The organism is Slackia isoflavoniconvertens, from assembly GCF_003725955.1.
Lineage (GTDB): Bacteria > Actinomycetota > Coriobacteriia > Coriobacteriales > Eggerthellaceae > Slackia > Slackia isoflavoniconvertens.
On record NZ_QIBZ01000002.1, the window covers coordinates 24190 to 36060 of the forward strand.

Annotated in this window: 8 protein-coding genes; 2 read left to right on the plus strand and 6 right to left on the minus strand. The window is 60.7% G+C overall.

Going from position 1 to position 11871, the window contains the following annotated elements; all coding sequences use genetic code 11:
* Nucleotides 1-8: 8 nt before the first annotated feature.
* The 5 genes from DMP05_RS01175 to DMP05_RS01195 form a co-directional block, all read right to left on the minus strand.
* A complete protein-coding gene (locus DMP05_RS01175) occupies nucleotides 9-506 on the minus strand; it encodes a DUF1667 domain-containing protein (protein ID WP_123218800.1) in 498 nt (165 codons plus the stop codon).
* Complete coding sequence (locus DMP05_RS01180) at nucleotides 499-3768, minus strand: FAD-dependent oxidoreductase (protein ID WP_123218801.1); 3270 nt, start codon at nucleotides 3766-3768, stop codon at nucleotides 499-501. The genes DMP05_RS01175 and DMP05_RS01180 overlap by 8 nt, the downstream gene beginning before the upstream one ends.
* Before the next feature lie 104 nt (nucleotides 3769-3872).
* Complete coding sequence (locus DMP05_RS01185; protein WP_123218802.1) at nucleotides 3873-4883, minus strand: dipeptidase; 1011 nt, start codon at nucleotides 4881-4883, stop codon at nucleotides 3873-3875.
* A 958-nt stretch (nucleotides 4884-5841) separates the two neighbouring features.
* On the minus strand, nucleotides 5842-6894 hold the full coding sequence (locus tag DMP05_RS01190; RefSeq protein ID WP_161957434.1) for an aminotransferase class IV: 1053 nt from the start codon (nucleotides 6892-6894) through the stop codon (nucleotides 5842-5844).
* Between the two features lie 217 nt (nucleotides 6895-7111).
* Nucleotides 7112-7861 carry an aspartate/glutamate racemase family protein gene (locus DMP05_RS01195; RefSeq protein ID WP_123218804.1) on the minus strand — a complete coding sequence of 250 codons (750 nt, stop codon included), beginning with the start codon at nucleotides 7859-7861 and terminating at the stop codon, nucleotides 7112-7114.
* Between the two features lie 141 nt (nucleotides 7862-8002).
* Here DMP05_RS01195 and DMP05_RS01200 point away from each other — a divergent pair, with 141 nt between their 5' ends.
* Nucleotides 8003-8761 carry a sulfite exporter TauE/SafE family protein gene (locus DMP05_RS01200; protein ID WP_123218805.1) on the plus strand — a complete coding sequence of 253 codons (759 nt, stop codon included), beginning with the start codon at nucleotides 8003-8005 and terminating at the stop codon, nucleotides 8759-8761.
* Nucleotides 8762-8891: 130 nt separating this feature from the next.
* Here DMP05_RS01200 and DMP05_RS01205 read toward each other — a convergent pair whose 3' ends face one another.
* Nucleotides 8892-9296 carry a histidine kinase gene (locus tag DMP05_RS01205; protein ID WP_244594989.1) on the minus strand — a complete coding sequence of 135 codons (405 nt, stop codon included), beginning with the start codon at nucleotides 9294-9296 and terminating at the stop codon, nucleotides 8892-8894.
* Nucleotides 9297-9459: 163 nt separating this feature from the next.
* Here DMP05_RS01205 and ligA point away from each other — a divergent pair, with 163 nt between their 5' ends.
* Nucleotides 9460-11778: an NAD-dependent DNA ligase LigA gene (ligA, locus tag DMP05_RS01210; RefSeq protein ID WP_123218806.1), complete on the plus strand. Its 2319-nt coding sequence runs from the start codon at nucleotides 9460-9462 to the stop codon at nucleotides 11776-11778.
* Nucleotides 11779-11871: the final 93 nt, after the last annotated feature.

An 11871-nucleotide genomic window follows, 5' to 3' on the forward strand; every position in this document is an offset into this window, starting at 1 on the left:
TTCGCTCCTTATTGTACGGTCTTGGTAGCCACCAAGGCAACACCCGTGCCGGCAACATTTTCGAGCAAGGTGTCGCCTTCGCGCACCGGCGGCTGCACGCGCAGCGCTCGGATTTCCTCGAGCGCCGCGAGCATGCGATTTTTCGCGATGGGCTGGGCCGTTTTCGCGCTTACTGGGCATAAACGGCCATCGACAGGCACCGCCGCCGTGACCATGCGCACGGGATGCGTGGCTTCTTGGCGCGCGTAGTCTTTGCCACGGCGGCAGGTATAGCCGACGACGCCCGTCACGTCCAAACCCGCAGGGCCCTGCTGCAACATAACCGTAAGCTGACACCCCAAAGGACAGCAGATGCACGTGTACGTTTCCTCATAGGATCGGGAAGGCAGGCCCGTTTGCACAGAAACGCCCGCATGGCTGCTTTGCACGCCCTGCCAGCGAGGCGGATTGTTCTGAACGTTCTTGCCATCACCTGCGGAAATTCCGCCATTGGCCCTGCTATTCATGACTCGCCTCCTCCCCTTGCGCACTTACGGGCGCGTTTTTTGTCGCACCGTCAGATTCGGCTGCGCCGTTTACCTTCGCCGCACCGCTAACTTCTGGCGCATTTTCTGCACCATCGAATCCGCCGGATTTCGCTTCGCCGTTCGCTTCTTCTGCTTCCTTCGGCTCAATGCGGACCATGATTTCCTTCGCGCCGGCAAACGCGTCGCCCGCAAGCGCGACGCTTTGCATCTCAGCAGGAACCGCCACGAGCACACGACGACGCTTCACGAGCTCAATCTCACCATTCGCCAGGCGTTTTTCAATGACGATCGACGCGTTTTCGAACGACGCCGATGTACGGAAGCGCAGCGTGACACGGCTCGTTTGCGGATGCACGTATTGCGGAACGATATAGCGCACGCCTATGCCTGCACGCGTGGGGGCGGATCCTTCGCGCGATGTAGCCGCCGGCGGCGTAGCGTGAGGCGTTACGGAACGGCGAAGCGCGCGCCGCGCGGCCGATGCTCCTGCATGGTCGCCTTCATCGGACACGAAATCGACCAGGTCGTGAATATGAAGCGCGTTTCCGCAGGCGAACAGGCCCGCCGCGCTTGTCTCAAAATTGTCGTCGACGATGGCGCCACCCGTCATGGGGTCGAGCGCCACACCCGCATCGGTCGCAAGCGCATTTTCGGGAATAAGGCCCACGGAAAGCAGCAGCGTGTCGCACGGAATGCGACGCTCGGTACCCGGAATAGGTGCGTAATGGCCATCAACTTTGCTCACGATGACAGCTTCAAGCTTCGAGGTGCCTTCAATGCCCACGACCGTCGTAGACGTATGCAGCGGAATGCCGAAGTCGTCGAGGCACTGCACGATATTGCGTCGCAGGCCGCTTGGCGTGGGGTTGATTTCGAACACGCCGGCCACGCGCGCGCCCGCGAACGTGAGGCGGCGCGCCATGATGAGGCCGATGTCGCCCGAACCAAGAATCACCACGTTGCTGCCGGGAGCACAGCCCTGCAAGTTCATGAAGTTCTGCGCCGACCCGGCCGAGAACACGCCCGCGGGGCGCGTGCCCGGCGTTCCGAGCGCGCCAGCGCCGCGTTCGCGCGAGCCCGTCGCAAGCACCACCGCGCCCGCCGAAATGGTTTGCTCGCCTTGCGGCGACACGATTTCCACCGAAATGTCGCGCGCGCCTTCGCCGCCGTTTTTCACGCGCAGCACGCTCGCATCGCGAACGACGTGCACATTGAGGCCTTCGAGCGTCGCGAGCTCGCGCGAAGCGTATTCGGGACCGGTGAGTTCCTCGCCAAAACGGTGCAAGCCGAAGCCATTGTGGATGCACTGCTTCAAAATGCCGCCCTGGTGGCTTTCGCGATCGACGAGCACCACACTCGCGCCTTTTCGCGCAGCCGAAGCAGCCGCGGCGATACCCGCCGCGCCGCCACCGATAACAGCAACGTCGTATTCGAGCGAGGAGCACGCGGCGATTGAAGCTTCGAGAGTTTGGAGGGCACCGGTTTCGACGCCAGCTTCAAAGCTGGCCGAAAGGGCCCCGGCTTTGAAGCCGTCGGCGTCAGGAACGGCAGGCGCGGGCTCCTCAACCTTGAAACCGCCGGCCTTCCCTTGATTGGCTTGGACATTCGAGGATAAGCCCTCTTCCGAAGATTCGCTTTCGCCCCCGTGCTTCGCCGCCGCATCGGCAACGCCGCCAACGGCGCGGTTCGATTCGTTCCGCACAAGCTCAACGTAGTTTTCGGGCGCTTCGGCAACGATGCGCGAACCAGCGAAGCGCTTCGGCAGCTCGCTCGGAGCGATGCCGGCCTCGCGCGCCACGACCTTTGCGAGCTCGGGCATGCAGAAGCCGCCGTGGCAGCGACCCATGGTCGCGCCCGTGCGCCACTTCAACGCGTCGAGACACAGCACGGGCAGCTTCGTGTGCAGCGCGGAAGCGACATCAGCTTCGGTCACCTCGTTGCAGCGGCAGAGCATATGGCCTGCGTCGGGATTGGCAGAGATGGCTGCGCGACGCTCTTCTTCATTCATGTTCTTGAACAGCGCAGGCAGCGACAATACGGGATTGAACTGGTGGTTTTCCGCAGCATTGAGCTTTTCGGCAATGCACGCAGCCATATCAACGGCAACAGCGGGAGAGGAAGTCAAGCCCGGCGATTCAAAGCACGCGATGTCGAAAAAGCCTGGCGCACTCGGCACCTCGCCAATTTCGAAATCGCCCGTATCGCCCGTGGCGCGCACGCCGGCGAACGTGGTAATGCGGGCTCGCATATTAAGCGCGGGGTACGTCTTTTTCGCAGCGGCCGTGATTGCGGCCAAGCCCTCGGCGGTGGTTGACGTGGCGTCTTTGTCACCTTGGGGAACGGCATTCGGACCAACGAGCATGTTGCCATGCACCGTAGGCGAGACAAGCACGCCCTTGCCCGCTTTCGTGGGGGCCTGAAACATCGTATGCGCGAACAAGCCGCCCATATCGGTATCCATGAGGTTGTATTCGCCGCGACGGGGGGTTATCGAAAACGCGTGCGGCGCGACCATGTCGTGGATTTCGTCAGCATGCACGCCGGCAGCATTCACCACGACGCGGGCGCGCACCGCTTCGGCAACGTCGCCCTGGGCGCCCTCGATGTGAAGAATGTAGCCCGCGCCCCGGGCGGGGTCGACAGCAACGGACTGGACGGAGCCGGCGGCGACGGCTTGGACGGAATCGGCGGTCGGAGTCTGCGCAGGCTCGATGCCCACAACTTTGCTTGAGAAATTAAATTCGACGCCATTGCGGACCGCGTTTTCGCCAGCGCGGAACGCCACTTGATACGGATCGCAAATCGCGCCCGTGGGAACAAGCAACGCGCCAAGTGCCTCGGGCGACACGTTCGGTTCAAGCTCGCGAAGTTCTCGTGCATCGATTACGCGCAGGCCCTCGACGCCATTATGCTCGCCCCGCTCGCGCAACCCGCGAATCGCCTCGAGCTCGTCTTCCGTATAAGCGAGTACCATCGATCCGTTGTTGATATAGGGAAATCCCAGTTCGCTCGCCCATTGCGGATACAACTTCGCGCCTTCTACGTTATAGCGCGCCTTGCGGGTGCCGGGCTTCGGATCGTAACCCGCATGCACGATTCCGCTGTTTGCGCGCGTGGCACCATCGGCCACATCGAGTCCGGCCTCGAACACTGCAACTTTCAATGCGAAACGGGCGCATTCGCGAGCCACGCAACAGCCCGCAACGCCCGCTCCCACAATGGCGACATCCACTTCGCGCATGGAGCCCTCCTAGCGACGGTAACGGCATAATGCTACATCAGTGAACTATTTTCCGCGACATCGTTGGACGAATTTGGCCAAATGGAAGAACGGGCGTTGGGGCGCTACAGCACCTCATTGCGCTCAAAGAACGCCGCTGCATTTTCGAAGCAAATGGCATTGGCGATTTCGGCGCCGAATTCATGCGCGAACAGCGTATGCAACTCGCCTACGCGCTGCGCAGGCTCGAGCCAACTCGGCACATCGCAGCCGTCGTAATCGCTGCCAAGAGCGATAGCGTGCTCGCCGCCGAGTTTCAGGAAATGGTCGATGTGGAACAGCACGTCGTCGCGCGTGGGATCGGCGCCGTCTCCGCGCACGAAATCTCGGCAGAAATTGAAGCCCACAATGCCGCCACGGTCAACGAGCGCGCGGAACATATCGTCGGTGAGATTGCGCGGGTGGCCGCACACGGCGCGCGAGTTCGAATGCGACGCCGCGAACGGGCGTGAGCTCGCCTTCACCACGTCCCAGAAGCTCGTGTCGTTCAAATGCGACACATCGACCACCATGCGGCGCTGCTCCATAGCGCGCACCACCTGGGCGCCGAACGTCGAAAGCCCATCGGTCGTAACATTGCCCGACGCGATGGCGTTTTTGCCGTTCCACGTGAGCGTGAGCATTTTCACATCCGCGTCGGCAGCCGCGTGCAGGCGATCGAGCGAGCCCTCGATGAATGAGCCGCCTTCGACCGTGAACATGCCAGCGCATTTCCCATTATCGACAATGCCGCGAATATCGCGAGCGTCGTGCACCTGTTCAATGAGCGCGGCATGCTCAGCGAGCTGGGACTGGAAGAAATCGCGCACGGCGCAGAAAACCTGCCAGCCCCAATCGGCCGACATATGGTCGGGAATGAACGCCGCGAAGCACTGGCACCAGGCATACTGGGCTTTCGCCATGCGGTCGAGCGCGATATGGCAATCGTTGCTCGCGAGCGAAGACATGCGCGCATCAGGAATCGCAGCGTCTTGCTCCATGAAACCAGCGTCGGGAAACGACTTATGCAGGGCGAGCCTATCGAGCGTGTCGCAATGCAGGTCGAAAATATAAGTCGGTGCGGTTTCAAATGGCATAGTTGCTTTCCTTTGCTCGATGCGGCCGGACGGGCAGGATGCTGCTCGGTGCACCACTCGGCGCCGGCACCCCGCATTGGTGCGTTCGTTCAATCATCGGACATGATAGCCCCGTTTTCAACACGGCGAGCTTTTTTCTGGAGCGGCGGGCGCCACGCGGCTCATGAGAATAGTTCACAGGCGCAACTCCCACAGCAAAACGATATGCCGCTCGATGCAAACTGCGACCCTCGGCGCAACTGGTGCACCGTTTGTCCACGGAACCTTTCAGCACGTTCGCCTCGCTCGAAAGCACAGCAAGCAGCGCGGCCTCCTATGTTCCGAGCCCTATCCACTGCGAGGACTCTCGTTTTGTCCCGATTTCCCTTTTTCTGGCACAAATTTGCGGTTGTGAACGATGGCGGATGTCTTAGGAAGAGCCTTCCGTACCTTAGGAATTCCGTGAACTGGGGTTATGCATTTTCCCAAACACGATGGAGCTCATGAAATCGTTCACAACCGCAAATTTGTGCCAGGAAATTGTTTTTCGGGACCAAAATCAGAATTTGGCTCCGAATAGCTCGCAGCTACTTGGCCCCGAGCAAACCACAGTCATGCGACCGGCCCGAACCGCCCGCGCCCGATCGGAATCGCATGGCCAAGGCCGCTCGATTCTGGCCGATCGATTTGCCCAATCGACTCGAACCATCCAATCCGAATCAAGGCGCCCGACTTAGACCAAGGCAAAGTGCCCAGCCCGTGCCAAAGACCCCGAATCAGGCTACTCAACCTAACGCCCGGCCTGACCGTTCGCTCCGCTCTCCCGACCCGCTCGTTCGGATCGCCTACCAAACACGGCCCCTCGGCCCGACTCTTCCATCCCGAATCTTTCGGCCTGGCCACGCGGCTTGGACCGAATCGCCCAGCTTGGCTGAATCGAACCGTTTAACCTGGTTGAGCCTGACCGTTCAGCCTTGGGCTATTCAACCTGAGCGAGCCACGCCTCGTATTCATCCAGCTTGCCCGCGAGCATCTTTGCATAGCGTTCCTGGATTGCCTTCGTTATGGAGCCTGGCTTTGGTCCCGTTTTCCCAGGCTTACCTATCGCACAACCGTCAATCGAAGAAACCGGAATCACGCCATGCACCGCATCGCACAAGAACAGTTCGTCGGCAATGCAAAGGTCGGCACGCGTCATGCGTTCTTCAACGATAGGGACATCGAGATCCATAGCAAAGTTGATCACGGTGTCACGCTCGACTGACTCGCGAACACCACACGCGAGGGGCGGCGTGGAGAGCACGCCGTCGCGCACGGCGAACACGGCTTTACGCGCTCCAGAGCACACATCGCCCGCTTCGTTCAGCAGAATCGGCTCATCAAAACCGCGCTGTCTCGCCTCGCGCAAGGCGAATGCCGCATTCGCACGAGACGCGGCAAACTCTGCTTGCGGCGGCAACGCGTTGTTCGAAATCGCACGCCACGAGGAGATTCCCGCGGTGGCCACTTCAGAATCGGAGCACGACAAACCGCGCTCGCCCGAATGAGCGCCTTCGTCATCGCGGAACGACCCGTCGGCGCCGGGAAGCGAGTCGCCGCAACCGGAGCACGCATCGCTTCCTGCGGAAATCGATTTAGCCTCGCCCGAAAACGGCATACAGAATATGGCAACGCTCGCCTGGCCACCCAATGGAAGCAGACCGTCGGTCGAGGCCGCACCGCCGAAATACGCGATGAAGCGCACAATACCTTCGTCGCACCCGTCGGCCACGCTCGCCTTCGCGACCTTAAGGGCGGCTTTTGCGAGCTTGCTCGATGTATGCGGCAACTCTATCTGCGCGATTTTCGCCGAACGTTCGAACTGCTTTACATGGTCGTCCACACGAAACACGAAGCCGCCGCGCTCGTTTTTGAACAAGGGGACATCCTCAAGAACGACCATGCCATCCATAAGCGAAGCACACGAAATCGCGCACGTTGCCTCGGCAGCCGCCACAAATTTGCCATCGAGCCATATGGTTTTCGTTTCCACGGAATTCCTTTCGAAGCATAAAAAATGGACGACCACAGAACGGTCAAGCAGGGCGGCACTCGCTCGGAGCATTGCCCGCAATGCGGGCAGGTCCCGAGGGATTGCCAATCAGGCGCCTTCGGAAAGCCGCCCGACCCGTCTCGCCTCCAAAGAAGCCCGAGGATGTTGCTGTGCCCCGAAGGGGCCCGGGGCGGGGTTTTGTCGAACCGCTCCGACGTTATTCGCCGTATACGTTGTCGAGTGCAGTATGATCCCACTTCACAGGGGCGCCGCATTCCTGAACACTGCGAATTGCAAGCACTTCCATGGCGTCGACCACAACCATGCCGTGCGATTTCGCGGGCGCGTTAATCACGGAAAGCTCGGTGCAGCCAAGAATCACGCTGTCGCACCCTTGCTCACGCAAATGGGCGCTCACCTCGTCGAACGCGCGCATGTTTGCGGGGCGGCCACGCTTCACGTCGTCATAAATAATGCTCATGACCTTCGCCTGATTTTCGGCATTGGGCAGCACCGCTTTCAGGCCATATGCCTCGAGCTCGTTTTGCAACACACGCGCGTGCCCCGTGCCGTCGGTCGCCATAATGCCCACGCAGCGCTTGCCCGCAAGAGCCAAATAGCGCGCCGTTTCGCGCGGCATGTGCACCAAATGCGCCGTTTGCAGGCCAGCCGACCATTCGTCGCTGCGATAATGCCCGGTCACACACGGAGTGGCGAGCACCTCGCATCCCAAATCTTCCAACTCAAGCGCAGCCTCGTGCAACGGCGGCAAATACGACTCATCGCTTTTACCCAAAATAAACGCCGTGCGATCAGGCGTTTGCGGACGATTCAAAATGGTGATATCGAGGTGGTCCTGATCGGTTTCCGCCTCGGTAAGGTCGATAACGCGCGCAAACAGGGTCGCCGTTGCCGCCGGACCCAATCCGCCAATAATTCCGAGCTTCTTGTAATTCTCGTTGCCCATACGAAGCCTCTTTTCCTACCGTTTGGCGGTTTGCTGCGCTTTCGCGCCGCTCGCCCGCCCAGCTTCCTCGGTTTGCTGCCATGAATTATAATCCGCAAGGCTTCAACGCTATTGCGACAGTAAAGATACGGTAAGGAATCCATGGACCCCATAACGCTGCTCATCGTGTGCCCGCTTGTGTTTCTGGCGATGCTCGTCGACGCCATTGCGGGAGGCGGCGGGCTCATCTCGCTCACTGCGTACCTGGTAGCCGGCCTGCCGCCGCACGTCGCGCTGGGCACCAACAAGGTTTCGAGCGCCATTGGCACCGTCGTTGCGACGGCCCGCTTCGCAAAAAGCGGCCTCATCAAAATCAAACTCGCAATTCCCGCCGTGATTTTCGCGCTCGCAGGTTCTGCCATCGGCGCGAAGGTTGCGTTGCACACACCCGACGGCGTCATTCAGATGATTATGGTGTTCGCCCTGCCCGTGGTCGCGTTTTTCGTGCTGCGCAAGCGCGCGCTCGACGTACCCGCCGACGCCACGATCTCCACGAAAAAGCAGATCGCCATCATCGCCATTTCGTCGTTTTTCATCGGCATGTACGACGGCTTCTACGGACCGGGCACGGGCACGTTCATGCTGCTCGCATTCACGGCGGCAGCGAAGCTGCCCGTGCGCGAAGCGAACGGCGAAGTGAAGTGCGCAAACCTCGCGTCAAACGTCGCCGCGCTCGTGACGTTCGCCGCCAATGGCGCCGTTTGGTGGGGCCTGGGCCTTGTTGCTTCGCTGTTCGCGATTGCCGGTAGCTATGTGGGTTCGGGATTGGTCATGAAAAACGGCGCAAAAGTCGTGCGCCCCATCATGCTCGTCGCGCTCGCGCTCCTGTTCGTGAAGGTGCTTTACGACCTGGTATTTTAAAAAATACGCGAAGTGGTCTGAAAACTATCGCATATCAAAAAAAACGGCTGAGGCGGTTCAATATCCGCCTCAGCCGTTCGTCGCTCCGCGGGCAACCGAGCGAATTCGTCTAAATGAAACGCCCGATCGCCTAGATGAAATGCCCAATAAGGAACCCAGCAATCACGCCCACCATGGCCACAAGCACGGTGAACACGCTCACGAGCCAATCGTGGCGGCGGTCTTCTTGACGATGGCGCTCGATTCGCTGAATCTCGGCTCTCTCAGAATCGATATAGCCCACATAGGAATAGCCCTTCGCGAGCACTTCCACCACATAGGGGTTGCCCTCTTTGTAGATGGCGCCAATCATGCCCATCTGGTCGAGGCGGCGCATAGCCGCGCCCGCTTCGGTGTCTCGCTTGATGAATGCAAGCGGCGCCTGGCGACCTTCCTGCCTACGCGCGGTCTCGAGCTGGATAAGCCGGCGAAGAACCTTCTCGTCGTATGTGCTCAGCCTGTCTTGCATGCTCGAAACCTTCCCTATCTCGCTCACGTGCGGCACCCTTTTCCGCACCCAATAATTACTAAAAGATACGAGCAGTATAGCGCACCGACGCGCGAGCTTCGAAATTCATTGCTTTTCAGCGCAAATCGGCGAGCGCGCGGGGGTTGGTGGTACCCTGATAGCCGTTTAATTCTACGCCAAGGGAGACGGCATGGACCAGGCAAGCCTTTTCGATACTGAAGTGGCCAGCGAAAATAAGAACGCGCTCAGCAAGGGCGACTCGAAGCGCGCGAAAAACGCCGCGGCTTTGACGGAAAACGCAGGTCGAGCCGCGAAAGAAGCGGAACTATTGAGCAAAGAGGACTTCACCACCGCTAAGGCGCCCGAACACGCGCAGGCTGCCGCACGCGCGGCCGAGCTTCGCCACTTGCTCGACTACCACGCCTATCGCTATTACGCGCTCGACGCGCCAGAAATCACCGACGCCGCCTTCGACAAGCTACTCGTCGAACTGCAGCGCATCGAGGCAAAGTTCCCCGATTTGGTTACGCCCGACAGCTACACGCAGCGCGTGGGCGGCTACGTAGGCGAGCAGTTCGCACCCGTCACTCACATGGCACGCATGTATTCCATGGACGACGCCATGGACTTGGCCGAGCTCGATGAATGGTTGCAGCGCACTGAAGACGCGCTAGGCACAGGCAAGGCCGCATACACCTGCGAGTTGAAAATCGACGGCTTGGGCGTGGCACTCACGTATGAAAACGGCGCCTTCGTACGCGCGGCGACGCGCGGCGACGGCACAACCGGCGAAGATGTGTCGCTCAACGTGCGCACTATTCGCGACGTGCCCATGCACCTGGCAGAAGCAGGTCTCGCGCACATGGGCGCCGATCGCAACGCGCGCATCGAGGTTCGCGGCGAGGTCTATATGCCCAAGGGCAGCTTCGCGCGCCTGAACGAGGAAGCCGACGCGGAAGGGCGCGCACCGTTTGCGAACCCGCGCAATGCCGCAGCAGGCTCGCTTCGCCAAAAAGACCCGAAAGTCACCGCCAAACGCGATTTGGCCACGTTCCTCTATGCCGTCGCAAGCACCGACCCCTTGCACGTGCATTCGCAACGCGAGTTCTTGGACTGGCTGCGCGACGCGGGCTTTTCGGTAAACCCCAACGCAAAACGCTGCACCTCGCCTGCCGAGGTGCACGAGTTCTGCGCGAACGCGCTCGCCCATCGCGCCGACCTCGATTACGACATCGACGGCGTGGTGGTGAAGGTCGACGCGTTCGAGCAACAAGCTGACCTGGGCTTTACCGCCCGAGCACCGCGTTGGGCCATTGCGTTCAAGTTCCCGCCCGAAGAAAAGCAGACCGTGCTGCGCGAAATTCGCATTCAGGTGGGCCGCACTGGCGTGCTCACGCCGGTCGCCGAATTCGACCCCGTTACCGTAGCCGGCTCGACCATCGCGCGCGCCACGCTGCATAACATCGACGAGATTCGCCGCAAGAACGTGCGCGTGGGCGACACCATCGTGGTGCATAAAGCCGGCGACGTGATTCCCGAGGTTGTTGGCCCCGTGCTGGAAAAACGCCCCGCTGGCGCCGTTGAGTGGAATATGCCCACGCACTGCCCCGCGTGCGGCAGCCCTGTGGTGAATGACGAAGGCGAAGTCGCCTATCGCTGTGTGTCGATGGATTGCCCCGCGCAAACCAAGGAGCGTCTGCTGCATTGGGTGAGCCGAGGCTGCATGGATGTCGACGGTCTGGGCGAGGAAATCGTCGACAAGATGCTCGAAGCCGGGCTCGTGCGCGACGTAAGCGATTTCTACAAGCTGAGCGTCGAAGACATCGCCACGCTCGACACAGGACGCTTCTATTCGGCGGCCAACGCCAAGCGCGGCATCGAGGCGGGCGACCCTATTCCCGTGGGCGCGAAAACCGCGACGAAAATTCACGATGAGCTGGAAAAATCAAAGCAGCAGCCGCTTGGCCGCGTGCTGTTCGCCCTCGGCATTCGCCATGTCGGCAAAAGCGTCGGCGAAGTTATCGCCGCGAAATTCCCCTCGATTGACGCACTCATAGCCGCTCAGGAAGAAGACATCGCTGAAATCGATGGCATTGGCCCGAAAATCGCCGCAAGCGTGAAGCAGTTCTTGGCCGTGCCCGAGAATCTCGAGGTCATCGAGCGTTTGCGTTCGGCAGGGTTCCCGCTCGAAGACAACGCAAGCGATGCAGCGGCGCGCGCGGCGGAGGAAACCGGTGTTGACGCATCGCTCGCAGAATCGCAACCGCTCGAGGGACTCACGTTCGTGCTCACCGGCACGCTCGAAAACCGCACGCGCGACGAAGCGGGCGCAGCGCTGAAAGCACTCGGCGCCAAAGTCACGGGCTCGGTTTCGAAAAAGACGAGCTTCGTGGTGGCTGGAGCGAATGCCGGATCAAAGCTCACGAAGGCCGAAAGCCTCGGCGTCACCGTGCTTGACGAGGCCCAGATGGAAGAAGTGCTCGCCACGGGACGCGTACCGCAAGCGTAGAAGATGGCGGGCGCATCGCCAGCGACGCGCCTGGGCGCAAATAAGCGAGCCGCATACCCCGCTCAAGCAAGACAAAGGGCCAAGAGCAAAAGC